The organism is Myxococcus faecalis, from assembly GCF_050039385.1.
Lineage (GTDB): Bacteria > Myxococcota > Myxococcia > Myxococcales > Myxococcaceae > Myxococcus > Myxococcus fulvus.
Window position 1 is genome coordinate 8,645,001 of the sequence record NZ_CP144336.1, and the last position, 24,770, is coordinate 8,669,770.

Annotated in this window: 18 protein-coding genes and 2 rRNA genes (1 of these 20 only partly in view); 13 read left to right on the forward strand and 7 right to left on the reverse strand. The window is 68.1% G+C overall.

Translation table 11 applies throughout. The features are described 5' to 3' along the window. The 5 genes from VZQ01_RS34975 to VZQ01_RS34995 form a co-directional block, all read left to right on the forward strand. Positions 1 to 1,691 (forward strand): 23S ribosomal RNA (locus VZQ01_RS34975); it begins 1,273 nt to the left of the window's first position. Between the two features lie 164 nt (positions 1,692 to 1,855). Then, positions 1,856 to 1,972, forward strand: a 5S ribosomal RNA gene (rrf, locus tag VZQ01_RS34980). Between the two features lie 624 nt (positions 1,973 to 2,596). Further along, on the forward strand, positions 2,597 to 5,479 hold the full coding sequence (locus VZQ01_RS34985; RefSeq protein ID WP_426745800.1) for a serine/threonine protein kinase: 2,883 nt from the start codon (positions 2,597 to 2,599) through the stop codon (positions 5,477 to 5,479). 99 nt (positions 5,480 to 5,578) lie between these two features. Further along, on the forward strand, positions 5,579 to 6,949 hold the full coding sequence (locus VZQ01_RS34990) for a KamA family radical SAM protein (RefSeq protein WP_141327821.1): 1,371 nt from the start codon (positions 5,579 to 5,581) through the stop codon (positions 6,947 to 6,949). Continuing rightward, positions 6,949 to 8,196 (forward strand): KamA family radical SAM protein, encoded by a 1,248-nt coding sequence (locus VZQ01_RS34995; RefSeq protein WP_426749013.1) that lies wholly within the window; start codon positions 6,949 to 6,951, stop codon positions 8,194 to 8,196. The genes VZQ01_RS34990 and VZQ01_RS34995 overlap by 1 nt, the downstream gene beginning before the upstream one ends. A 36-nt stretch (positions 8,197 to 8,232) precedes the next feature. Here the strand turns inward: VZQ01_RS34995 and VZQ01_RS35000 are convergent, their stop codons facing one another. From VZQ01_RS35000 to VZQ01_RS35010, 3 genes are all read right to left on the reverse strand, one after another. Continuing rightward, positions 8,233 to 8,949, reverse strand: coding sequence for a hypothetical protein (locus VZQ01_RS35000; protein ID WP_223751711.1), 717 nt, complete (start codon positions 8,947 to 8,949; stop codon positions 8,233 to 8,235). Positions 8,950 to 9,088: 139 nt separating this feature from the next. Then, on the reverse strand, positions 9,089 to 9,424 hold the full coding sequence (locus VZQ01_RS35005) for a hypothetical protein (protein WP_426745802.1): 336 nt from the start codon (positions 9,422 to 9,424) through the stop codon (positions 9,089 to 9,091). A gap of 455 nt (positions 9,425 to 9,879) precedes the next feature. Further along, positions 9,880 to 10,485, reverse strand: a complete 606-nt coding sequence (locus VZQ01_RS35010; RefSeq protein WP_426745804.1) for a hypothetical protein — start codon at positions 10,483 to 10,485, stop codon at positions 9,880 to 9,882. 27 nt (positions 10,486 to 10,512) lie between these two features. On the opposite strand from VZQ01_RS35010, the gene VZQ01_RS35015 reads away from it, so the two are divergent. The 6 genes from VZQ01_RS35015 (at position 10,513) to secF (ending at position 17,433) form a co-directional block, all read left to right on the forward strand. After that, a complete protein-coding gene (locus VZQ01_RS35015) occupies positions 10,513 to 11,625 on the forward strand; it encodes a SpoIID/LytB domain-containing protein (protein ID WP_223751708.1) in 1,113 nt (370 codons plus the stop codon). A gap of 60 nt (positions 11,626 to 11,685) precedes the next feature. After that, positions 11,686 to 12,771 (forward strand): tRNA preQ1(34) S-adenosylmethionine ribosyltransferase-isomerase QueA, encoded by a 1,086-nt coding sequence (gene queA, locus VZQ01_RS35020; protein ID WP_267700348.1) that lies wholly within the window; start codon positions 11,686 to 11,688, stop codon positions 12,769 to 12,771. Positions 12,772 to 12,776: 5 nt separating this feature from the next. Next, positions 12,777 to 13,982, forward strand: coding sequence for a tRNA guanosine(34) transglycosylase Tgt (tgt, locus tag VZQ01_RS35025; protein ID WP_408889887.1), 1,206 nt, complete (start codon positions 12,777 to 12,779; stop codon positions 13,980 to 13,982). A gap of 143 nt (positions 13,983 to 14,125) precedes the next feature. Beyond that, the gene (gene yajC, locus VZQ01_RS35030; protein ID WP_141327827.1) at positions 14,126 to 14,485 is read left to right on the forward strand and encodes a preprotein translocase subunit YajC; all 360 of its coding nucleotides are present in this window, start codon (positions 14,126 to 14,128) and stop codon (positions 14,483 to 14,485) included. Between the two features lie 2 nt (positions 14,486 to 14,487). Next, on the forward strand, positions 14,488 to 16,260 hold the full coding sequence (secD, locus tag VZQ01_RS35035; protein ID WP_141327829.1) for a protein translocase subunit SecD: 1,773 nt from the start codon (positions 14,488 to 14,490) through the stop codon (positions 16,258 to 16,260). Positions 16,261 to 16,284: 24 nt separating this feature from the next. Beyond that, entirely contained in the window at positions 16,285 to 17,433 is a 1,149-nt protein-coding gene (secF, locus tag VZQ01_RS35040) for a protein translocase subunit SecF (RefSeq protein WP_426745807.1), read from the forward strand. Between the two features lie 104 nt (positions 17,434 to 17,537). Here the strand turns inward: secF and VZQ01_RS35045 are convergent, their stop codons facing one another. After that, complete coding sequence (locus tag VZQ01_RS35045) at positions 17,538 to 18,137, reverse strand: outer membrane beta-barrel protein (protein ID WP_426745809.1); 600 nt, start codon at positions 18,135 to 18,137, stop codon at positions 17,538 to 17,540. Between the two features lie 227 nt (positions 18,138 to 18,364). Here VZQ01_RS35045 and recJ point away from each other — a divergent pair, with 227 nt between their 5' ends. Then, positions 18,365 to 20,080, forward strand: a complete 1,716-nt coding sequence (gene recJ, locus VZQ01_RS35050) for a single-stranded-DNA-specific exonuclease RecJ (RefSeq protein ID WP_426745810.1) — start codon at positions 18,365 to 18,367, stop codon at positions 20,078 to 20,080. A gap of 57 nt (positions 20,081 to 20,137) precedes the next feature. On the opposite strand, the gene VZQ01_RS35055 is transcribed toward recJ, so the two are convergent. The 3 genes from VZQ01_RS35055 to VZQ01_RS35065 form a co-directional block, all read right to left on the reverse strand. Continuing rightward, the gene (locus VZQ01_RS35055; protein WP_046714783.1) at positions 20,138 to 20,377 is read right to left on the reverse strand and encodes a YHS domain-containing protein; all 240 of its coding nucleotides are present in this window, start codon (positions 20,375 to 20,377) and stop codon (positions 20,138 to 20,140) included. Positions 20,378 to 20,563: 186 nt separating this feature from the next. After that, positions 20,564 to 21,346 carry a hypothetical protein gene (locus VZQ01_RS35060; RefSeq protein ID WP_141327837.1) on the reverse strand — a complete coding sequence of 261 codons (783 nt, stop codon included), beginning with the start codon at positions 21,344 to 21,346 and terminating at the stop codon, positions 20,564 to 20,566. Then, entirely contained in the window at positions 21,346 to 22,629 is a 1,284-nt protein-coding gene (locus VZQ01_RS35065; RefSeq protein ID WP_248546492.1) for a hypothetical protein, read from the reverse strand. The genes VZQ01_RS35060 and VZQ01_RS35065 overlap by 1 nt, the downstream gene beginning before the upstream one ends. Positions 22,630 to 22,952: 323 nt before the next feature. On the opposite strand from VZQ01_RS35065, the gene aspS reads away from it, so the two are divergent. Beyond that, positions 22,953 to 24,770, forward strand: coding sequence for an aspartate--tRNA ligase (aspS, locus tag VZQ01_RS35070; protein WP_248546491.1), 1,818 nt, complete (start codon positions 22,953 to 22,955; stop codon positions 24,768 to 24,770).

Genomic DNA, 24,770 nt, shown 5'->3' on the forward strand with positions numbered 1-24,770 from the left:
GCCGACCGAAAGGGCGACTGGAGCGGTTGGGAGTGCTGATGCCGAAATGAGTAGCGATAAAGGGGGTGAGAAACCCCCTCGCCGTAAACCCAAGGTTTCCTGGGTCAAGTTAATCTTCCCAGGGTTAGCCGGAACCTAAGTCGAGGCCGAAAGGCGTAGATGATGGAAAGCGGGTTAATATTCCCGCGCCATCTTGCAAGCGTTGAACTAAGGGAGGACGGAGAAAGCTAGACGAGCTGACCGGCGGTTGTGTCAGTCTAAAGGCGTAGGGGTGTCGCGTACGAATAAAGGCGCGGCAGCTATCCTCGAGACCTTATGGCGCCCCGTAAGGGGTAAGTCGTCGATGCTCTGCTTCCAAGAAAAGTCCCGTAGGGAGCTTGCAGGGTGTCCGTACCGTAAACCGACACAGGTGGGTGAGGAGAAAATCCTAAGGCGCTTGAGAGAACTCTCCTCCAAGGAACTAGGCAAATTTCCACCGTAACTTCGGAAGAAGGTGGGCCTCTGGTAGGTGAAGGCGTACAGCTGGAGCCGAGAGAGGTTGCAGAGAAATGGCGGTAGCGACTGTTTACCAAAAACACAGGACTCTGCGAAGGCGACAAGCCGACGTATAGGGTCTGACTCCTGCCCGGTGCTGGAAGGTTAAGGGGATTCGTCAGCCGCAAGGCGAAGCGATGATCCGAAGCCCCAGTAAACGGCGGCCGTAACTATAACGGTCCTAAGGTAGCGAAATTCCTTGTCGGGTAAGTTCCGACCTGCACGAATGGAGTAACGACTTCCGCGCTGTCTCGGAGAGGGACTCAGCGAAATTGAAATAGCTGTGCCGATGCAGTTTACCCGCAGCAAGACGGAAAGACCCCGTGAACCTTTACTATAACTTGACAGTGACACTAGGGATTGACTGTGTAGGATAGGTGGGAGCCTTTGAAGCCGGGCCGCTAGGTTCGGTGGAGGCAACGGTGAAATACCACCCTGTTGATTTCTGGTGTCTAACCATGTCCCGTTAGCCGGGATTGGGACACTGTCTGGTGGGTAGTTTGACTGGGGCGGTCGCCTCCCAAAGAGTAACGGAGGCGCGCGATGGTTCCCTCAGCCCGATTGGAAACCGGGCGGCGAGTGCAATGGCATAAGGGAGCTTGACTGCGAGACGGACACGTCGAGCAGGTGCGAAAGCAGGTCATAGTGATCCGGTGGTCCTGAATGGAAGGGCCATCGCTCAACGGATAAAAGGTACTCCGGGGATAACAGGCTTATCTCCCCCAAGAGTTCACATCGACGGGGAGGTTTGGCACCTCGATGTCGGCTCATCGCATCCTGGGGCTGGAGCAGGTCCCAAGGGTTTGGCTGTTCGCCAATTAAAGCGGTACGCGAGCTGGGTTCAAAACGTCGTGAGACAGTTTGGTCCCTATCTGCTGTGGGCGTAGGATACTTGAGAGGCTCTGACCTTAGTACGAGAGGACCGGGTTGGAGGCACCGCTGGTGTACCAGTTGTCTCGCCAGAGGCATCGCTGGGTAGCCATGTGCCGATTGGATAACCGCTGAAAGCATCTAAGCGGGAAACCGACCTCAAGACCAGGTATCCCGGGCGCAAGCCCCTGAAGACCCGTCGAAGACTACGACGTTGATAGGCTGGGTGTGTAAGCGCGGTAACGCGTTGAGCTAACCAGTACTAATTGGTCGAGCGGCTTACTTCCCCCTATCTCTTGCGCGCCCCCTCGAGGGGAGTAAGGGACTCGGGGCCAAGGCCGAGGCTTGAATGCATGCGCATTCACCCGGAAGAAACTTCTTTAAAGCACAGCGAGGCTTGATACTCGCAGAATGCTGCAACTTACCCTTCGTATGCACTGTCTCTATGTTTTCCGGTGGCAATGTCGGAGGGGTCACACCCGTTCCCATCCCGAACACGGAAGTTAAGCCCTCCAGAGCCGATGGTACTCCGCGGGAAACCGCGTGGGAGAGTAGGTCGCTGCCGGATTCTTTTTGAGAAGCCCTCGTCGCCTCGTGCGACGGGGGCTTTTCTTTTTCCGCGTGGACCACCCGCCTCAGCGCTCCAAGGACCTGCAGGCCTGGGGAAGCGCGGCGTGCCCAACGCGGCCTGCGTGGCTGTCCTGCTCAGCGCCGGACCCCATGCCTTCGTACACGAAGCCCTCGTTGCGCGCCTGTTCGTCATCGCGCGGACGGCCGGCGAGCTCGACCGCGTCAATGGCGCCACTCGGCTCCCTGAGCGACTCCGCGCGCCGCTTCGCTGCCCCGGCGCGCGTCGAAGGGCTTCGGCCGACACCGTTTCTCCCGCAGGAATCCGGCGGGAGTCGCCGTCGCGGCGCCATCGGTTCAAGCACCGGGCGGGGTGGGATCAGCGCGGCCGATGTGGGGCGTTTGCCGGGAGCGCATCAGGTCCTGTCCGACAGACGACGCTGCGCCTGGTCCCCACGCTGCCTCCGAGTGGCCTCTGAACCCCTCAACCTTCTGAATTCGTTCGGCTTTTGGGGCTGCCGAGGTGTTTGACTCGCTATCTGTGCAGAACTAGAGTCCCACTTCTCCGCCCGGTCTGCGCTCCGCCTGCCGCGGTGCTCACCCCGGCCTCGGACCGCTCCACGAGATGAAGAAGCCGACCCTTTTTGGGAAGTACCTGCTCCTCGAGCGCATCAACGTCGGCGGCATGGCCGAGGTGTTCATCGCGAAGGCCTTCGGCGTCGAGGGCTTCGAGCGCATCCTCGCCATCAAGAAGATCCTCCCCACGATGGCGGAGGACGAAGAGTTCATCACGATGTTCATCGACGAGGCGCGGATCAGCGTTCAGCTGAACCACGCCAACATCGTGCACATCCACGAGCTCGGGAAGCACGACGACACCTACTTCATCGCCATGGAGTACGTGGCGGGTCGCGACGTGCGGACCATCCTGGAGCGGTACCGGCGGCGCAAGGAGATCATGCCCACCGCCCAGGCGGTGTTCATCGCCTCCAAGTTGTGTGACGGCCTGGACTACGCCCACCGCAAGAAGGACGCGCGCGGCCAGGACCTCCACATCATCCACCGCGATGTGTCGCCGCAGAACGTCCTCATCTCGTACGAGGGCGAGGTCAAGGTCATCGACTTCGGCATCGCCAAGGCGGCCAACCGCTCGCAGAAGACGCAGGCCGGCATCCTCAAGGGCAAGTTCGGCTACATGAGCCCGGAGCAGGTCCGGGGCATGCCCATCGACCGGCGCAGCGACATCTTCGCCGTCGGCGTGCTGCTCTACGAGATGCTCACCGGCGAGAAGCTCTTCGTCGGCGAGTCGGACTTCTCCACCCTGGAGAAGGTGCGCAACGCGGACGTCCCGCTGCCGCGCGAGTTCAACCCGAACATCCCCCCAGGGCTCGAGAAGGTCGTCCTCAAGGCGCTCGCCCGCGAGCCGGAGGAGCGCTACCAGTGGGGCTCCGACCTCGCCGAGGACCTGATGCGCTTCCTCCTCGCGGGGGATGCCATCTACTCGTCGAAGCATCTGTCCTCCTACATGAAGGAGGCCTTCGCCGAGGACATGCTCCGCGAGGCGGAGAAGATGGAGCGGTTCGCGGGCATCGAGCGCCCGGACCAGATCGAGACCTCGGGCATCACCGTCCCGCCTCCCGCGCAGGTTCGCAGCACCAAGCAGCGTCCTCCGCCGGCGGTGGTGGTGACCGGCTCTCCCGCGGGGCGTGCCCCGACGGCGCCGGGGCATCCAGCCCCTGGCTACATCCCGCCTCCCTCCGCCGAGGAGCTGGAGGAGATGGGCGTCGGCGCGGGCGACAAGACGCAGATCGTCGACTCGACCCAGACCTTCATGTCGCCGGAGACGCGCGTCGCCGAGAGCAGCGTGCTCGTCGACGACAGCATAACGGGACGGTCCGAGAACCCCACGCTCCAGGGCAGCGGCACCGCGTCCGCCTATCCGTCGCGTGAGCCCGAGCCCTCGATGCGCAAGGGCAAGAGCGGGCCCAAGGCCCAGGTGGTCATCGCGAGCGAGGACGGCGAGGCCTACTCCGGCGCGACGATGATTGGCCCGGCGCCGACGGCTCCGCCCTCGCGCCCGAGGCCGATGGAGGACGAGCCGCCCGAGGAGACGACGGGCAACATCACCGTCGCCCAGAACGGGCGAGGGGGCCGTGGCGGTCAGCGCGGCTCGCAGCAGCCCCACGACACCGGCGCCTTCGATGCGCCCCAGGACGAGGGCTACGACCACCAGGACGGCTACGGTCAGCACGACGACGGCGCCTACGCCGACGACCACCAGGACCCTGAAGAGGTCACCGGTTCCCAGGCGCCCGCGCCCGTGGCGAACAAGGGCGGGAAGGGGAAGGCCAAGCCCGTTCAGCCCACGAAGGCCAAGCCCAAGGCGAAGGGCTCCGGCAAGGGGCAGCCGCCGCTCCTGCAGACGCTCGCGAACCTGCCCAAGCCGGTGCTCTTCGGTTCCGCGGCGGGCATCGTCGCCGTGTTGATTCTGCTCCTGGCGCTCGTGATGAGCGGCTCGGGGGGAGAGCAGGTCATCTTCTCCGTGACGCCCCAGGTGGGCGCGTCCGTCACGGTGAACAACCAGGCCGTCGAGCCGAACACCGTCCTGGCCCTCCCCGCCGGTGACTACGAGGTCATCGCCAGCGCTCCGGGACACAAGTCCGAGCGGAAGTTCGTGAAGGTCGTCGAGGGCACGCCGCTCGCCGAGTCCTTCAGCCTGGTGCCCGATGCAGTCGAGCCTCCGGCGGACGAGCCTCCCCCGAACAAGCCCGTCGAGGTGGCCGAGCGCCCCGCGACGCCCCCGGAGAACAACCCGGGAACGGTCGTGGACCCGGGCCAGCCCGGCACGCCTCCAGCCCAGCCTGGGACGGAGTCTCCGAGCGATGCGAAGCCGGGCACCGACTCGCCGACGGAGACGGTGAAGGTGGAGCCTCCTCCCAGCACGCCCACGGCCCCCGTGGAGCCGCCCGCGCCCAAGAAGCTCGCGGCGGTGTTCGAGGGCACCGAGGGCGCGGAGATCTCCGTGAATGGCAGCCGGGTGGGGCTCACGCCCGACGCGCGGATGGCCAACCTGGAGGCGGGCAAGACCTACCAGTTCACGGCGAAGCTCGCGGGTTACAAGCCCTACTCGGGCAAGTTCGTCGCCAAGGGAGAGGGGGACGAGCTGACCGTTCCGTTCCAGCTCGTGAAGGAGGAGGCTCCTCGGCCCCCCAAGCCCGTGGTACAGGCCGACCCGCCGCCGACTCCGAGGCCGCAGCCGCCCAAGCCGCCTCCGGCGTCCAAGGCCACGGGGACGCTGGCGTGCAGCACCAAGCCCGCGGGCGCGGAGATCTTCGTCGACGGAAAGAAGACTGGCCGACAGACGCCGGTGACCCTCGGCAGCCCCCTGGTCCTGCCGGTGGGCAAGCGGAAGATCACCTTCAAACTCAATGGCAAGACGAGCAAGCCTTTCGTTGTCTCCATCGCGGAAGGCAAGATGGAGAAGCTCGTCAACGTCGCCATCGAGTGAGGAGTCGGGCAGGCTGCGCGTCGTCGAATTGTTGAATGAACCGGTGCCGGGCGCGGTATGACGCCCGGCCCGCGACGCCACACGCTGAGGGAATGCGCCATGACCACGACGCCCATCCGGGGCAAGACCGAGGCCGGTCCTGCCCAACAGCCTTTTTCCTATCCGCTCCGCCGTGAGTTCGTCGAACCCGACTGGAAGCGCATCCCCGGGTACAAGGACGTCACCCAGGCGGAGTGGGAGAGCTCCGTCTGGCAGCGCAAGCACACCGTCAAGAACCTGAAGGAGCTCAAGGCGACGCTCGGCGCGCTGCTCCCGGATGACCTGGCGGAGAGCCTGGAGCGGGATCAGCGCGAGCGCGCGACGATGTCCATCCTCGTGCCCCCGCAGATGCTCAACACGATGGACTTCCAGGACCTCTGGAAGGACCCCGTGCGCCGCTACATGCTGCCGGCCTTCGCGGACCGCCTGACGGACTGGCCCAACCACCCGAAGGCCAGCCGCGACAGCCTCCACGAGCAGGACATGTGGGTCGTCGAGGGGCTGACGCACCGCTATCCGACCAAGGTGCTCGCGGAGATGCTGCCCACGTGTCCCCAGTACTGTGGACACTGTACCCGCATGGACCTGGTGGGCAACGACGTGCCCCAGGTCAGCAAACACAAATTCTCGATAGGCCCCAAAGATCGCTACGAGCAGATGCTCGAGTACCTGCGTCGCACGCCGACGGTGCGCGACGTGGTGGTGTCCGGCGGTGACATCGCGAACCTGCCCATCCAGCAGCTCGAGCCGTTCGTCAGCTCGCTGATGGACATCCCGAACATCCGGGACATCCGTCTGGCCAGCAAGGGCCTGATGGCCATTCCCCAGCACTTCCTGCAGGACTCGGTGCTGGCGGGGTTGGACCGGCTGGCGAAGAAGGCGGTGGAGCGGGGCGTGGACCTGGCGCTGCACACGCACGTCAACAACGCCTCGCAGCTCACGCCGCTGGTGGGCAAGGCGGTGCGAAAGCTGTTGGACATGGGCTTCCGCGACGTGCGCAACCAGGGCGTGTTGCTGCGCGGGGTGAACGACAGCGCGCAGTCGCTGCTCGAGCTGTGCTTCACGCTGCTCGACCACGCGAAGATCCTGCCGTACTACTTCTACATGTGCGACATGATCCCCAACAGCGAGCACTGGCGGCTGTCGGTGGACCAGGCGCAGCGGCTGCAGCACGACATCATGGGCTACATGCCGGGCTTCGCCACGCCGCGCATCGTCTGTGACGTGCCCTTCGTCGGCAAGCGCTGGGTCCATCAGATCGCCGAGTACGACCGCGAGCGCGGCATCTCGTACTGGACCAAGAACTACCGCACGGGCATCGAGGCGAACGACCCCGAGGCCCTCAACCGGAAGTACGAGTACTTCGACCCCATCGACTCGCTGCCCGAGGCGGGCCAGGCCTGGTGGCGGGAACAGACGAAGGCGGCGTGATGGATTCCTCCGCGTGGGTGGTGCCCCGGTCGCCGGAGCCTCGCTCCGAGCGGACCTCGTTGAGCTCCGAGGGGCGCCGTCGCCTGTTCCCCCAGGCCACCGACGCGGAGTGGGCGGACTGGCGTTGGCATCAGCGGCATGCGGTGCGCGGGCTGGAGCAGCTCGAGCGCTACGTGCCGCTGACCGCCGATGAGCGCGCGGGCGTCCAGGAGACGGCCTCGCTGTTCCGCATCGGCATCAGCCCGTACTACCTGTCGCTCATCGACCCGGAGCATCCGTTCTGCCCGGTGCGCATGCAGTCCATCCCCGTGCGCGCCGAGGCGCGCGTGCGTCCCGGCGAGCTGGAGGACCCGCTCGGCGAGGACAAGACGCGGCCGGAGGAGTGCATCGTCCACAAGTATCCGGACCGGGTGCTGTTCCTGGCGCTGGATACGTGCTCGGTCTACTGCCGTCACTGCACGCGCAGGCGCATCACCCAGGGCGGCGTGGCGGAGCTGTCCAAGGACCAGATGCGGCGGGGCATCGACTACGTGCGCCGTCACCCCGAGGTGCGCGACGTCCTCATCTCCGGCGGAGACCCGTTCCTGCTCAGCGAGCAGCGGCTGGAGGAGCTGCTCGCGCCGTTGAGCGAGATTCCCCACGTGGAGATGATTCGCATCGGCACCCGGGTCCCCGTGGTGCTGCCCATGCGCGTCACCGACTCCCTGGCGAGCCTGCTGCGCCGCTACGCGCCCGTCTTCGTCGTCACCCACTTCAACCACCCGAAGGAAGTGACGCCCGAGGCTCGCGAGGCCTGCGAGCGACTGGTGGACCACGGCGTGCCCGTGGAGAACCAGGCCGTGTTGATGCGGCAGCTCAACTCGGACGCGCGCATCATCAAGGAGCTGTCACACCTGCTGCTGCGCACGCGCGTGCGCCCGTACTACCTGCACCAGATGGACGTGGCGGAAGGCTGCGAGCACCTGCGCACGCCCATCGCCAAGGGGCTGGAGATCATCCAGCAGCTGCGGGGGCACACCACGGGGCTCGCCGTGCCCCACCTCGCGGTGGACCTGCCGGGCGGCGGCGGCAAGGTGACGCTCCAGCCGGACTACGTCGTCGAGCGCAACGAGCGCGAGACGGTGTTCCGCAACTTCAAGGGCGAGCGTTACGCCTATCCGGAGCCCGAGGAGACCGACTGCGCCTGTCCGTATGACGAGACGTGGCGCGAGCGGGCCCAGCAGTTCGGCTACCACCGGAAGGGCTGAGGCCCGGGCCTCGGCCCAGGCTCCGTGGGACGACGCTCAGTCGTCCCTCGACTTCTTCTTCCGGACGAACTTCTTCTTCGCCTTGGACGACTCGGAGCTGGCGCGGCGCACGGCCTTCTTCGCCGGCTTCGCGTCGCCGTCGCCCATCACCTCCACCTGCACGTTGTCCTCGGCCGACGCGGCGGCATCGGCGCCCACCGCGCCTCCACCCTCGCCCTCGGCGGTCTCCACGCCTTCACCGTTCTCGCCGCCCGCCTCGTCCTCGACGGGGATGCCAATCTCGACCTCGGGGCCATCGCCTCCGGAGGACTCCAGCTCGACGGGGTTCTCGTTGTCGAAGCCCTTCTGGACGGAGACCTCCTTCTCCTCGCTGGCCTTCGCCGCGGCGGCCTGGCGGGCCGCGGCCGCCTTGGCCTGGTCTTCCAGACGCTGGGCCTCGACCTTGGCGCGCTCGTTGCCCTCCGGCCCCATCTTCGCGGTGAAGCGCTCGTACTCCTTCGCGCTGACGCCGTGCTTCTCCATCACCGCGGCGGTGACGGCGGCCTGCTTGCGGCTGGCCTGTCCGCGCTCCTCGTTGCTCATCTCCGAGGGCTTGCGGTTGCCGAACTCCTCATCCACCTGCTTCATCGCCGCCGCTTCGTCCCGGCGGATCTGCGCCACCTTCTCGGGAGTCATCTCGCCCCCTTCTTGCGCTCCAGCACCGCCCGGAACGACGAGCAGGGCAGCGATGAGCATGGAGATGGGGCGGGACATGACGCGGCTCCTCGATGTTGGAAACAAGGGCATCTAAGCACGGCCATCCACCGGCGTGCACCGGTTGCGTTCCTGCTGGAGAACAGTGTGGCGACGGGGGCGAATCCCGTGAAGCCCCGGCGGGCGCGCGCCGGTGGGCTCAGCCATTGCGGCAGCTCGTACAGCCGTCCCGGGCGCTGGAGCACTGCTCCCGACCCTCGGCGCAGCGCGGGGGCAGGTCATCGCGGTCCGCGTGACGGTCCACCAGGGCGCAGAGCTCCTCGGAGACCTCGCACGTCTGTGTCGCCGCGGCGCAGCGCTGGTCGCACGTCAGGTCGTCTTCCGCGGTCCGCACCCGCAGCTCCTCGAGTCGCGCGGTGGCGCCATCGATGGCCGCGTCGTCATCTCCCGCGACGCGCGTGTCCACGTTGCGCGCGCAGCCAGCCAGGAGGGACGTGAGGACGACCAGGGGCAGGGCGAAGGAGAGGGCACTCATGGATTCCCCTTACGCGCCGGGTTGCCCCGTCGTCCAGCGCCCCAGGCTCCCAATGTCGGCCGATGACCGGCGCTCCGGCGCTGTCTGCTGCGCGCGCCCGACGGTGCGGAGTCTTTGCTCGGTCCGTGGAGAAGCGGCCTGAAGTTGTCGAAGCGCGAAACCCCCAGCCACGGTGGCCGCCGCGCTGGGCTGTTGTCCCATGCCAGGCGCGGCGGTCCATCGGCGGCGGATAGGCGCTCCGGTGGGACTGTCAGGTGCGTCGGCGAAGCCAGGGGCAGCGCCTCCCACGAGGCGGCCCGTCGGAGGAGTCACTGCACCGCTGCGCTGGGCTGACGTCCCATGGACGCCGAAGGTCGGGATGGCGCCCCCCGCTTCGCGAGGTGCCTGGTGTGTTCGTCCACGCGGCCAGGGGCGAGGCGGCACGTGCAGGGCGATGCCCCCGTGCTCTCGAATGCTCAGGGGCGTCCCGAGTCCGGCGCCGTGGGCTGTGGCGCCGTGCTGGGGCGACGCGCGGGCTCCTCGGGACGCGACAGGTACAGATAGGCCGTCAGCGCCAGCAGGGCCATGACGGCGAGCCTGCGGAGCCAGTCCTCACGACGCCGCTGGGGCGATGCCTGGTCCTCCCGCGTCGCGGCCTCGAGCCCCGCCGTCACGTCGCCGCTCAGCGCGCGCAGCCTGCGACACGCCTCCACCACGGGCACCAGGCCCGCGGGGACCGGGGCGGCCTCGCGCTCCAGCGCCGCCGCGAGCATCCTCGCCCAGGCGGATTCCTCCTCCGCCGTCGCGGGCTCCCGGGCCCCGGGGAAGACATTCCGCGTCAACGACACGGCCGCCCGAAGGAGCATCACCGACAGCGCCTCGTCCGTGACGCCATAGAAGCGCGCGCAGTCGCCCAGGGACGCCCCCGTCACGAGCCGACGGGTGAGGACGGCGGCGGAGCGGGGCTCCATCTCTCGCAGGGCCCGGACGAAGGCCTGGGGGGGAGGTCGGGAAGGGGGGGACTCGGGAGGTGTCACGTGGCCGCCATCCTCGCCCATCCACTGGTCGTTTTCTTGAGGCACGTGGCCACCCTCCTACACTCCCAGGCCATGTTGCGACCTGTTGCACTCCTCCTGCTCCTGCTCGCCGCTCCTCGCTCGCTCGCCGTGGAGACCCTGCGCATCGCCATCGAGGACACGGGGAGTGAGGTGCGCATCCGGGGACAGGGCCTCGGCTTCGGCGCGGACAGCGAGGAGGCCACCTACGTCTCCATCCCCTCGGAGGTCGCCATCGTCCGACGCAAGGCCGGCAAGCTCGAGGTCAACGGCGCGCCGGTGCTCGGGGACTCGGTGCGCTTCCGCGCCGGCTTGAGCACCTCCGAGGACGCGGGGACGATTCCCGGGGAGCAGCCCATCAAGGCCGGCAACACCCAGGTGCGCGGCGATGTCGTCGTGCGCCCGCTGCGCGAGGGCCTGCAGCTCATCAACGTCATCCCCCTGGAGGACTACCTGGCCGCGGTGCTCGGCAGCGAGATGCCCGTGTCCTTCCCGCCCGAGGCCCTCAAGGCCCAGGCCGTGGCCGCTCGCACCTACGCGTTGCAGAAGAAGCTGGATGCCTACAGCAACGCGTTTCATCTGGGCAGCAGCGTGCTCCACCAGGTGTACGGCGGCGTCAACCGCGAGGACCCGCGCACCCGCGCCGCCGTGGACGCCACCCGCGGCCAGGTGCTCACCTACGAGCTCGCGCCCATCGAGGCCTACTTCCACGCCTCCTGCGGCGGCCGCACCGAGTCCGGCCAGGATGCCCTCCACCGGGACTTGCCCTACCTGCAGCCCGTCGACTGCCCGTGCGGCCGGCTGCCCGCGAGCCGCTGGTCCGCCTCCATGTCGGATGCCGAGATCAAGGCGGCGCTCAAGCGGCCCGCCCAGGGCATGAAAATCACCGCCCGCACGTCCACCCGCCGCGTCACGCGCGTCACCCTGGGGGACGGCAGCTCGGTGGACGGCGTGGAGCTGCGGCGGAGGCTCGGCTACACCCGGCTCAAGAGCCTCGATTTCGAGGTGGAACGGACCGACCAGGGCTACCAGTTCTCCGGACGCGGCTATGGCCACGGGGCCGGGCTCTGCCAGTGGGGCGCCAAGGCGCTCGCCGACAAGGGCAGGGGGTACCTGGAAATCCTCACCCACTACTACCCCGGCGCCGAGCTGCAGCAGCTCTACTGAGGCTCCCGGCGTCGGCGCGCTTTCCGTGGCGGCGTGGGGGCTGCTACAAGCGCCAACCCCGTGTCGTCCCGCCTCTCAGACTACGACTTCGAGCTCCCCGAGTCCCAGATTGCCCAGGCGCCGCTCCCCCAGCGCGACGCCTCGCGGCTGATGCACGTGCGCCGCGCCTCGGGCGACGTGAGCCACCGCCAGTTCTCCGACGTACTGGAGCTGCTCGGCCCCGGAGACCTGCTCGTCCTCAATGACGCCCGCGTCATCCCCGCGCGCCTGCTGGGCCAGAAGGCTGGCTCCGGAGGCCGCGTGGAGCTGCTGGTGGTGCGTCCGGCCGCCTCCACGCTCACCTCCGCCGCGCTCGGTGGTGCCCCCGAGTCGCTCGACTGGCTCTGCCTGGGACAGGCCTCCAAGGGCCTCAAGCCCGGCCAGCGCCTCACGTTCGCCAGCGGCCTTGAGGCCGAGGTGCTCGAGGTCCTGGGGGGCGGGGAGTACCGCGTGCGCTTCCACGCGCCGCCCGGTGCGTCGCTGGCCTCGCTGCTCGACGCCGCGGGCCGCCTGCCATTGCCGCCCTACATCACCCGCGAGCCCGACGCCGCGGACGCCGAGCGCTACCAGACTGTGTACGCCAAGGCCTCCGGCGCCGTGGCCGCGCCCACCGCCGGCCTGCACTTCACCCAGGACACCCTGGCCGCGCTCGAGGCCCGCGGGGTGCGCCGCGCCCTGGTGACGCTGGACGTGGGGCCCGGCACCTTCCTCCCCGTGCGCGAGGAGGAGTTGGACAAGCACCACATGCACCCCGAGCGCTACACCGTGCCCGAGTCCACCGCGCGCGAGGTGAACGCGGCGAAGGCGGAAGGCCGGCGCGTGGTGGCCGTGGGGACCACCGTGGTGCGCACGCTGGAGTCCGCCACCGACGCGGCGACGGGCCAGCTGCGCGAGGGCCCCGGCGAGACGACGCTCTTCATCCGTCCGGGCTTCACCTTCCGCCAGGTGGACGCGCTGTTGACGAACTTCCACCTGCCGCGCTCCACGCTGGTGGTGCTCGTCAGCGCCTTGTTGGGCCGGGAACGCACGCTCGCCGCGTATTCAGAGGCGGTGCGCGCGGGATATCGATTCTTCAGCTACGGCGACGCCATGCTGGTGTCGGAGTGAGTGTCATGGGTGAGCAGCACGAGCAGGACGCGGGCACGCCGCGCGAGAAGGGCGACACGCGGGTGGCGCCGGGCATGGTGAAGTTCGAGCTGCTCCACGAGGACGCCTCCGGCACCAAGGCCCGCCGCGGACGGCTCGACACGCCCCACGGCCCCATCGAGACGCCCATCTTCATGCCCGTGGGCACCGTGGGCAGCGTCAAGGGCGTGGGCCCGGACGACCTGCTCGCCATGGACGCGCAGATCATCCTCGGCAACACGTACCACCTGATGCTGCGCCCCGGTGAGGCGCTGGTGGGCGAGATGGGCGGCCTGCACCAGTTCGTCTCCTGGAACCGGCCCATGCTCACCGACAGCGGCGGCTTCCAGGTCTTCAGCCTGTCGGAGAAGCGGAAGATCACCGAGGAGGGCGCCGCCTTCCAGTCCCACCTCGACGGCGCGCGTCACTTCCTCACGCCCGAGCGCTCCATCGACATCCAGGAGACGCTGGGCGCGGACGTCATCATGGCGTTCGACGAGTGCCCGCCCTCCACCGCCGAGCGCGCGTATCTGGAGAAGTCCCTGGCGCGCACCACCCGCTGGCTGCACCGGTGCGAGAAGGCGTGGACCCGGGGGCGCTCGTCGCTCTTCGGCATCGTCCAGGGCGGCCTGCACGAGGATCTGCGCAAGCGCCACGCCGAGGAGGTGTGCGCGGTGGACCTGCCCGGCTACGCGCTGGGCGGCTACTCGGTGGGCGAGGCCCCCGAGGCCATGCACGCGGGCGTGGCGTACTCCGCGCCGCTGCTGCCCCGGGACAAGCCCCGCTACCTCATGGGCGTGGGCACCCCGGTGGACCTGGTGACGTGCGTGGAGCACGGGGTGGACATGTTCGATTGCGTGCTGCCGACGCGTTGTGCACGCAACGGCCTGCTCTTCACCTCGGAGGGCAAGCTCACCATCCGCAACGCGGCGTTCGCCAAGGACCCCAGGCCGGTGGACCCTGAGTGCTCCTGCTACACCTGCCGCAACTTCAGCAGGGCCTACCTGCGCCACCTGTTCGCGGCGGGGGAGATCCTCGCCATGCGCCTGAACACCCTGCACAACCTCCATTACTTCCTGGGGTTGATGGCCCAGGTGCGCCGGGCCATCGCGGAGGACCGCTACGCCGCCTTCGCCCGGGACTTCCGCGAGCGGGCGCGGGCCCAGGAGGCCGAGCGGACCCGTGGCCGCTGAGCGGGCGGTTGGGATGTCGGGGTTCCCGCGTTCACTTGCTCACATGGGGACCCCTTGCTAAGAGGGCCCCCTTTCAGGATGGGTTCCTCGATTAGCGTGGGGGGTCCCCCATCCCAAGCCTTCCACAACCGACGAGGCAGTCTGTGGCTGAGAGCTTTTTGATGCTGGCGCAGGCCGGGGGCGGCGGGACGAGCCCGCTGAACACCCTGGCTCTGCTCGTGGGATTGGTCGCGATCATGTACTTCGTGATGATCCGCCCACAGCAGAAGCAGATGAAGGAGCACCGCAACCTGCTCACTTCGCTCAAGAAGGGCGATGAGGTGGTCACCGCGGGCGGCATGCTCGGGAAGATCCACCAGGTGGACGAGCGGACCGTGACGGTGGAGGTCGCGAGCGGTGTGCGCATTCGCATCCTGAAGACGTCCATCAGTGCCAAGGGCACGGTGGCCGAGGGCGCGCAGGCGGGGGCGCCGACCGAAGAGAAGAAGAAGGAGGAGAAGTAAAAATGGACCGCGGCTGGTGGTGGAAGTTCGGACTGATTGTCGCGGTGACGCTGGGGACCCTCTGGTTCCTGATTCCGACGTATTACACGCTGGTGGTCATGGATCGTGACCAGCGCAACAACCTGGCGCTTCTCGAGGAGAAGCTGCCGGCGTGGGCGCCCCCCGCGAAGTACCGGCTCAACCTGGGCCTGGACCTTCAGGGCGGCATCCACATGGTGATGCGCGTGGACACCAAGACGGCGCTCCAGAAGCGGACCGAGCGCCGAGGCCAGCAGATCGCCACGTACGTCGCCGACAAGAAGCTCGGCGAGGTCACGGCGGATACGGACCCGGAGAAGCTCCAGCTCACCTTGACGGCGAAGGACCCGGCGACGATGGACGCCATCGAGAAGGACGTCCTGGCGACCTTCGGCGACTTCAAGCGGGTCAGCCGCGACGGCGCGACGCTCGTGCTGTCGCCCGACGACACGCAGGTGAACCGCTTCCGTGAGGAAGCGGTGGACCAGGCGATGCTCGTCATCCGCCGCCGCATCGACAAGTGGGGCGTGGCCGAAGTGGACGTGCGAAAGCTCGGCACCGACTCCATCCAGATTTCGCTGCCCGGTCGCAGCAACCCGGAGCAGGCCAAGGAGCTGGTGGGTACCACCGCGCAGCTCGAGTTCCGGATGGTGGACGACACCAACCCGCAGTTCTTCGCGCAGATGCTCCAGACGACGCCGCCGCCCGCGGGCAGCGACATCACCGTGACGGACGAGGGGGGCTTCGCGCAGCTGCAGAGCGCCTCGCGCGAGGCGCTGCTCGAGTACACCAAGGACAAGGTTCCGGAGAACCGCCAGGTGGTCACCGAGTGCATCGCGAACCCGCTGAAGAAGAACGAGTGCTCCTCGTACCGCACGTACCTGCTGGACAAGAACGTCCCGCTCACGGGTGAGAGCCTGGCGGGCGCGGACGCGTCCGTGAACCAGATGAACGAGCCGGAGGTGAACATCGCGTTCGACCCGGCCGGCGCGCGCGAGTTCGAGAAGCTGACCGAGGCGGGCGTGGGCCGCCGGATGGCCATCGTGCTGGACGACAACGTCCACACCGCGCCGAACATCAACGAGAAGATCGGCGGAGGCCGCGCGCGCATCACCATGGGCCGCATGGGTGCTCGCACCCGCGACGAGTGGCTGGGCGAGGCGCAGACGCTGGCGCTGGTGCTCAAGGCGGGCGCGCTGCCCGCGCCGGTGACGGTGGGCGAGATTCGTCAGGTGGGCGCGAGCCTGGGTGACGAGCTCATCAAGAAGGGCGGCCTGGCCGTGGTCCTGGGGCTGGGCCTGGTGGTGCTCTTCATGGCGCTCTACTACCGCAAGGCGGGGCTCATCGCGGACGTGGCCCTCATCCTCAACGGTCTGCTCATCCTGGCGGGGTTGGCGTTCTTCAACGCGACACTGACACTGCCTGGCATCGCGGGGTTCGTGCTGACGCTGGGCATCGCGGTGGATGCCAACGTGCTCATCAACGAGCGCATCCGCGAGGAGCTGTCCCACGGGAAGACGGCGAAGGCGGCGGTGGACCAGGGGTATGATCGTGCCTTCTGGACCATCTTCGACGCGCACGTGACGGCGCTCATCGCCGGCTTCATCCTGTTCTTCACGGGAACGGGGCCGGTGCGAGGCTTCGCCACCACGATGATCATCGGGCTCTTGGCCTCGCTGTTCACGTCCATCATGGTCACGCGCGTGCTGATGACCTACTTCGTCCACGGCCGTAATGCGCAGTCGGTGTCCGTCTGACCGGCGGGAGCCCGGGAAACTGCCATGCAGATCCTCAAGAACAAGACCAACATCGACTTCATCGGCAAGCGCAAGCCGGCCGTGTTCATCTCCACCCTCATCAACCTCGCCATCCTGGTGGGGATTGCGACGGTGGGGTTCAACTACGGCGTGGACTTCGCGGGCGGCACGGTGGTCGAGCTGAAGTTCGACCACCCCGTCTCCGCGGCCGAGGTGCGTGAGCGCGCGGAGAAGGGTGGCCTGCACGACGTGAGCGTGCAGAACATCGGCAGCGCCTCCGAGAACGCGTTCCTCCTGCGCATGGGCGGCGTCACGCAGCTCAACGAGGAGAACGCGGACAAGGCCAAGGCGGCCATCGAGGGCCTGGGGAGCGTGAAGAACGTCTACGCGGACCTGGCCAACGGCATCATCAACTTCCGCTCCTCGACGCCGCTGACGGCGGAGGCCATCAAGGCGGCGGTGGAGAAGTCCGGCACCGGCGTGCAGGAGGTCCGCGTCCTGGGCGAGAACCAGGGCGGCACGGGCGTCGACTACCAGGTCGTCGCCAGCGGCATGGCGGACAAGGTCTTCGGCGCGCTGAGCGCGGGCCTGGAGAAGCCGGACTTCGAGCAGCGCCGCGTGGACTACGTCGGTCCGCAGGTGGGCAAGCAGCTGCGCAACCGCGGCGTCATGGCGCTGCTGTACTCCATGGTGGCCATCCTCATCTACGTGGCGTTCCGGTTCGACTTCAAGTTCGGCCCCGGCGCGCTGCTGGCCATGCTCCACGACGTCATCATGGTGGCGGGCTACTACCTGGTGAGCCGCCGCGAGTTCAACCTCACGGCCATCGCCGCGCTGCTGACCATCGTCGGCTACTCGGTGAACGACACCATCGTCATCTACGACCGCATCCGCGAGGACATGGCCAAGTTCAAGGGCAAGCCGTTCGCGGAGGTCATCAACATCGCCATCAACGACACGCTGGGCCGCACCATCCTCACCTCCGGCACCACGGCGCTGTCGCTCATCGGCCTGCTCATCTTCGGCGTGGGGGAGATCTTCGACTTCGCCATGGCCATGCTGGTGGGCATCCTGGTGGGCACCTACTCGTCCGTGTACATCGCCAGCCCACTGACCATCTGGCTGGACGAGCGCGCCGCGGCGAAGGAAGCCCGCGTCACCGCGACGGCCTGAGGCCGCGTGGGCCCTGCAGGGGCGACGTGACACGAAAGAGGGCCCTGCGCTTCCGGAGGTTCGGAAGTTCAGGGCCCTCGGTGTTTCTGGAGCGGGACGTCGCGCTAGAAGCGCGCGCCCAGCGTCACGGAGGCGTCGAAGAGGCCGCCGTCGGAGTCCTCCACCGCGCCGTTGGCGAAGCCCGCGTCGTCAATCAGCAGGCGGTAGGTGGCCCGGAGGCCCGCGGTGAGCGCGCCGCTGTTGAACTCCAGGCCCGCGGCGAGCGGCACCTCCTCCATGGTGTCGTTGTCGTAGAAGCCGCCGCCGGTGCCGCGCACGTCCACGTACGTCAGGCCGAAGCCCGCGCCGACGAAGGGCCGCACCGAGGTGAGCATGGGCGGCGAGAGCTTCACGAGCGCGCTGCCACCCTGCCGGACGATGGACGGGCCATCATCAAGGATGCGCACGTCGTTGATGCCGTTCTGCGAGCCCTCGTAGCCCAGCTCGAACCCGAGGAACGTGGTGGGCTGCACGTTGAGTGTGAGGCCCCATGACGGACCGGTGCTCGTCAGATCTCCCAGGTCGCCCGTGTAGTCGCCCAGGCCGCCCTTGAGGAACACGTTGACGTCTCCGCGCTTGCCCGCTTTACGCTCCTGCGCGGAGGCCGTCCCCGCAGCGAGAATCGCGAGCGCGAGCGCGCCAACCTGGATACCCCTTGAAAACATGCGTCCTCCCTATCAGGTGGTGTGCACTCAAGCTGTGCACCGGGCGCACGGCGCGCCTCCCACCGGCAGGCAACGGAGCAAGCGCATGCCTGAACGCGTGAGCAGGAAGGGAAATGTCGTGCCCCAGGTTGGACTTTCCTCGTCAGACGTCTGAGGTACTGTCTCGCGTGTCAAGATTTCGTCCCGGCCACGGAGGAGTTCCGTGCGCCGAGGAGGGGAGCTCGCGAGTGCGGTGGTTGCTTCCAGACGTGGTCGAGGAGGAGGTGGGGTCGCTCGCTGGGGAGCTGTCGCTCCATCCGCTCGCGGCGAGGGTGCTCCTGCACCGGGGATACCGGACGCCGGAGTCGGCCTCGGCGTTCCTGTCGGACCGGTTGGCGGACCTGCCGGACCCCTTCCGGATGAAGGGCATGGCGGCGGGCGTGGAGCGGCTGGTGCGCGCGCTGCACAAGCGCGAGAAGGTGACGCTGTACGGTGACTACGACGTGGACGGTGTGTGCTCCACGTCGCTGCTGTTCCTGTTCCTGCGCGAGCTGGGCATGTCGCAGCTCGCTACGTACATCCCCCACCGGCTGGATGAGGGCTACGGCCTGAACCTGGGCGCGGTGGAGCGCATCGCCGGGGACGGGACGCGGGTGCTGGTGACGCTGGACTGCGGAATCACGTCCGTGGCCGAAATCACCCGCGCGAAGGAGCTGGGGCTGGACGTGGTGGTGGTGGACCACCACACGGTGCCGCCCACGCTGCCCCCCGCGGTGGCGGTGCTCAACCCGCACCAGCCCGGCTGCGAGTACCCCACCAAGGCGCTGTGCGCGGCGGGCGTGGCCTTCAACTTCTGCATGGGGCTGCGCAAGCGGCTGCGCGACGACGGCTACTTCGCCACACGCAAGGAGCCCAACCTCAAGGCGCTGATGGACCTGGTGGCGCTGGCCACGGTGGCGGACGTGGTGCCGCTCACCGGCGCCAACCGCATCCTCGTCACCCACGGGCTGCAGGAGCTCACCGCCGCGCGTCGTCCCGGCGTGCGCGCGCTGAAGGAGGTGGCGGGGATGGACCCGGACACCCCGATCACCGCGGGCCAGGTGGGCTTCCGGCTGGGGCCTCGCATCAACGCCGCGGGTCGGCTGCATGACGCGTCGCTGGGCCTGCAGCTGCTCTGCTCGGAGTCGCTCGAGTCGGCGCGCGCGCTGGCGTCGGTCCTGGACCGGGCCAACGCGGAGCGCCAGGGCATCGAGAGCACCATCCTCACGCAGGCGCTGGCGCAGGCGGAGGAGCGCAAGGACGCGCGCGGCTTCGTGCTCTACGACGAGGGCTGGCACCCGGGCGTCATCGGCATCGTCGCCTCGCGCGTGGTGGAGCGCTACCACCGGCCCACCGTCATGGTGGGGGTGAAGGACGGGGTGGGGAAGGGCTCGGCGCGCAGCATCGAGGCGTTCCACCTGTTCGACGCGCTCAGCGGCTGCTCGGAGCTGCTCACCAAGTTCGGCGGGCACAAGCACGCCGCGGGCCTCACCATCAACGCGGACAAGCTGCCCGCCCTGCGGGAGGCCTTCGAGAAGATTGCCCTCCAGCGCCTGTCCCCCGAGGACCTCATCCCCCGCTGCCGCGTGGACGCGGTGGTGAGCCCCCGGGAGCTGGACGCCACGGCGGTGGAGGCGCTCCAGCGGCTGGGGCCCTTCGGTCAGGGCAACCCGGAGCCCGTGCTGGTGCTGCGCCACCAGGTGGCCCGTCCGCGCGTGCTGCCGGCCAAGTCCGCGGGCAGCCACGGCCACCTCAAGCTCGCCCTCCTGGACGCGCCGGAGCTGGACGCCATCGGCTTCGGCATGGCGGACCGCGTGCGGCTGGTGGAGGGGCCGGTGGACCTGGCCTTCCAGGCCGGCTTCGACACCTTCCGGGGCCAGCGCAAGCTGTCGCTGCGCCTCAAGGACGTGCGCGTCGCCGCTTGAGCCCTTGGCTTGTGAGGCGGGCCCTCGCGGGTGTCGCGCGGGCCCGCGGGTGTCACCTCAGGCAAGGCCCCAGCGCACCCGGCCGGGCGTCATCAGCGCGCCCACGCGGGCCAGCTCGTTGAGACGGAAGCGCTCCGCCTGACGCTCGAAGGTGTGGCGACACCGCTCCGAGCAGAAGAAGTACCGGCGCTTCTTGTACTCCGAGGAGGGCTGGCCCTCCGGCGTCTCCAGCTGCTTGCCGCACACCGGATCCCAGTGCTTGCCCTGGCCCTGCGTCTGTCCCTGCACGCCTGTCATTCCTCGCCTCCCCGCGCCGCCCTGAGGGCTCTACGCCCACACCCGACGGTGGACACAAGCAGGGGATATGCCAACCCCCAACTCCTCGGAATGCCGAGGGGCGGGGGAACGCACGGTGGGCAGGAGGTGGAAAAACTTCCACTCGGCCGCGCCCGCGTGGGAGCGAGCGCGGCCGGGAAGTGTTCTTCAGAAGGCGATGCCGGCGCTGCCGCCCAGGAAGAAGTCGTTGAGGTAGCCCCGGCGGAAGCCCATGGCCTCCAGGCGCAGGGACAGCCTCATGTTGCTGTCGCCGAACACGCGGGGACGTCCGCGCAGGCCCAGGCCGTACTGGATGACGGGCTTGATTCCGTTCACCTTCGTCTCGGCGGTGTCGATGGTGATGGACGTGGCCTGGTAGGCGATGCCGCCGCCCACCTGCCCGAAGACGCCGAAGTCCGACTTGCCGAACTTGAACTCGTAGGCGGGGGCGAGGGTGAAGTAGTGCTGGCTGGAGCGGCCCTTCAGGAACCGGGTGCCGTCGCTCTGGCTGCCGTACGTCCAGCGCAGGTCCGCCCAGAGCGCCTCGCGCAAGGGCTCGATGTCGAGGATGCGGCCGTACTCCCAGGTCGCGCGGATGCCCAGGCCGAGCACGGGCTCGGCGAAGCGGCCTCGCGACGAGTCGAGCAGCAGCGCGCCGGCGAGCAGCTCCGCGGCGAAGCCCTTGTTGGGGTCGTCGATGCCGGCGAGCCGCTTGAAGTCGCCGTCCTCGCCCTCCTGCTCGGAGATGTCGCGGAACTCCTCCACCTGGTCCGCGTTGCGGCGGCGGCGCTCGTAGGCCTCCTCCTCGTCGAGCTGCTCCTGGGTGGGGCCCGGCTCGTCCTCCGGATAGGCGTACGGGTCGTCATCGGTCTGCGCGTGGGCGGCGGGCGCGACGAGCAGGCCGCCCAGCAGGCAGCGGGTGAGCCAGGTCTTCACGGTGGCGGTTCTCATCAGTCTTCGCTCAGGCGGGGGCAGGTGGTGCCGCCCGCGGCGCTGGGCGGGCAGAGGTTGGGATTGGTGGTGCCGACGAGCAGATCCCGGGGAATCTGCAGGTGGTCCATCACCTCGTTGCAGACGGCCTCCTTCAGGCGCAGGTCCGTGATGTGGGTGATGATGGGCGTCACCGCCACGGCGAGCGTGAACTTGGTCTGGTCCGACAGGTACTGACGGGTGAGCTGCAGGATGCCCGGCGTGGTCGTGGACTCGTCGTTGTACGCCGTGACGATGGAGCGCAGCAGGATGTCGCGCTGCCCGGTGGCCTCGCCCGCCTGGTACAGGGCGCTCGCGAGGATGGTGCCCACGCGGTAGTAGTTCTCGAACTGGTTCAGGTTGGCGCTGAGCAGCGTGTCGCGCAGGTTCTCGTCGATGCAGCGGTCCGAGCGGGCCAGGTCGCGCTCGTCGGCGACAGCGCCGTACTGGCCCTCGAAGGACGTGGAGAGGAAGCGCGTGTCACAGCCGTTCTTGGAGCGGCAGGTGGCGCCGTAGGCGTGCAGGTCCGCCAGGCCCTCGTCCATGGACTTGAGGATGTTGGCGCCCGGGCTGGGGCCGCCGCCGTCGGACCACGTGCCCAGGGCCTGCGGGAAGGGGTTGCCGCCGTAGGCCTTCTGGTTGAAGACGCGGTGCGCGTACTCGTGGGTGGTGACGCCCGCGTTGATGGCGAGCGGCGCGCGCTGCAGCTCGTCGAAGGGCAGGATGAAGAAGGAGTCCATCGCCGAGAAGTACAAGGCGTTGTCCCGCAGGGGGTCCTTGTCGGTGGCGGGGGTGCGGAACTCGGGGAAGTAGTACGTCCTGGGAGGCTTCTTGAAGTCCGCGACCGGGATGTTGGTGACCTCGCGGAAGTAATCGAAGGCGCGCTCGAGGTTGTAATACGTCGTCACCATGTTCCAGGTGTGGAAGTCCGCCGGCCACAGGACGTCGCCCTGGGTGATGTAGCTGGCGGTGACGTCGCGGCCCTCGTCCTTGAGCAGGGCGTTGACGAAGGCCTCGGGGGTGGTGGCGCGGTCGAGGTCCGGGTCGTTGGGGTCCAGGACGATGCGCGCGCCACCGTGCAGGTCGGCCACGCTGCCGCTGAGACCGACGATGTCGGAGACCGTCTTGAGCTCGACCTCCTCGGGGATGTACTGCCCGTTGCTGGAGAGCACCAGGGCGCGAATCTTGACCGGCGCGCTCGGGTCGGGCGCACAGCCGGCGGCCAGGCCGAGCACGGCGGTGGTGGCGATGACTGTTCGGAGCATGGGGCCGTTTTACTCCGGTCCGGGCGGAACGTGTATTCCCCTCCGGGTGCCAGCGGCGCGTGAGGGAGACGCGGGGTGTGGGCGCGCGGCCGGACAGGGCAGGGGGCCGAGCATCCTGGCCGCGGGGACGAGGACGCGGGGGCCGTGAGGTTCTCCAGGCAGGTCGACGTCGGGCGGGCAGGGCTTTCCGGGGCCGTCAGGAACGCGCGTCAGGCGGCGACCGTCTGGGAGCTGTCAGGCCGGCGCGGACTCCTTGACGCATCGTTTCCACGCTCTTTATGGTGCCGCGCCTTTTCCCTCTACGCACAGCGCAGGCGGTCTTTATGGCGGTCCCGTTCATCTCCGAGGTCAAGCGTACCCACACCTGCGGCCAGCTCACGGCGCGCAATGTCGGCGAGGAGGTCGTCCTCTTCGGCTGGGTGCACAATCGACGCGACCATGGTGGCGCGGTCTTCATCGACCTGAGGGATCGCGACGGCTTGACGCAGGTGGTGTTCGAGCCGGACCACGCGGAGGCGCATGGCCTCGCGGGCAGCCTTCGGCTGGAGTACTGCATCGGTGTGCGCGGCAAGGTGGTGTCGCGCGGCAAGAACGTGAACCCGAAGATGAAGACGGGTGAAATCGAGGTCCAGGCGAGCGACCTGACCATCTTCAACCGCTCGGAGCCGACGCCGTTCCCGATCGAGGACTCCATCGACACGTCGGAGGAGAAGCGGCTGGCGCACCGCTACCTGGACCTGCGCCGCGCGCCGCTGCAGAAGTCGCTGCGCACGCGCTCGCAGATGAACGCGCTGACGCGGGCGTACATGGTGGACCAGGGCTTCCTGGAACTGGAGACGCCGTTCATGGGCAAGTACACGCCCGGCGGCGCGCGCAACTTCCTGGTGCCCAGCCGGATGAACGCGGGCAAGTTCTACGCGCTGGCGGAGAGCCCTCAGCTCTACAAGCAGCTCTTCATGGTGGCGGGCTTCGACCGGTACTTCCAGATCGTGAAGTGCTTCCGTGACGAGGACCTGCGCGTGGACCGGCAGCCGGAGTTCACGCAGATCGACGTGGAGATGAGCTTCGTCAGCCAGGACGACATCTTCACCATCATCGAGGGGCTCATCAAGAAGCTGTGGGGCGAGGTGCTGGGCATCGACGTGCCCACGCCGTTCATGCGCATGGACTTCTACGAGTCCATGGCGAAGTACGGCAACGACAAGCCGGACCTGCGCTTCGGGCTGGAGCACACGGTGCTGACGGACCTGATTCGCGAGCACGGCGAGGCGGGCGGCGTGCCGATGATGTTCGAGGCGGTGCAGAACAAGGGCATCGTCAAGGCGATGGTCATCCCCGCGGACAAGGCGATGAGCCGCGCGGAGAGCGACAAGCTGGAGGAGTTCGCCAAGCAGGCGGGCGCCAAGGGCCTGGCGCGCGCGAAGGTGGCGGAGGGTGGCGAGTGGACGCAGTCGCCGCTGTCCAAGACGATCACGCCGGCCTTGCGCGCGGCCATCAACCAGGCGGTGGGCGCGAAGACGGGCGACCTCATCCTGTTCCAGTTCGGCAAGGAGGCGCTGGTCCACACGGTGATGGCGAACCTGCGCGTGCACGTCGCCAAGAAGCTGGGGCTGATTCCGGAGTACGGCAGCGGCGGCCAGTGGAAGTTCCTGTGGGTGGTGAACCCGCCGCTGTTCGAGCACGACGAGGAGACGAACACGTGGGTGGCGGCGCACCACGCCTTCACGCGGCCGCACGATGGCGACGTGCAATATCTTCTGACGGAGCCGGGCCGGGTGAAGTGCCACCGCTACGACGTGGTGCTCAACGGCTTCGAGATTGGCGGCGGCTCCATCCGTCTGCATGACCCGAAGGTGCAGGCGGAGGTCTTCAAGGCGCTGGGCATCGGCGACGAGGAGGCGCAGACGAAGTTCGGCTTCCTGCTGGACGCGCTCAAGTACGGCGCGCCGCCGCACGGTGGCATCGCGCTGGGCATGGACCGGCTCGCCTTCCTGCTCACCGGCTCCGAGTCGCTGCGCGACGTGATTCCGTTCCCGAAGACGAAGACGGGCACGGACCTGATGACGGGCGCGCCGGGCGACGTGGACGACAAGCAACTGCGCGAGCTGCATGTCCGTCCGGTGCCGCCGCCGCAGAAGTAG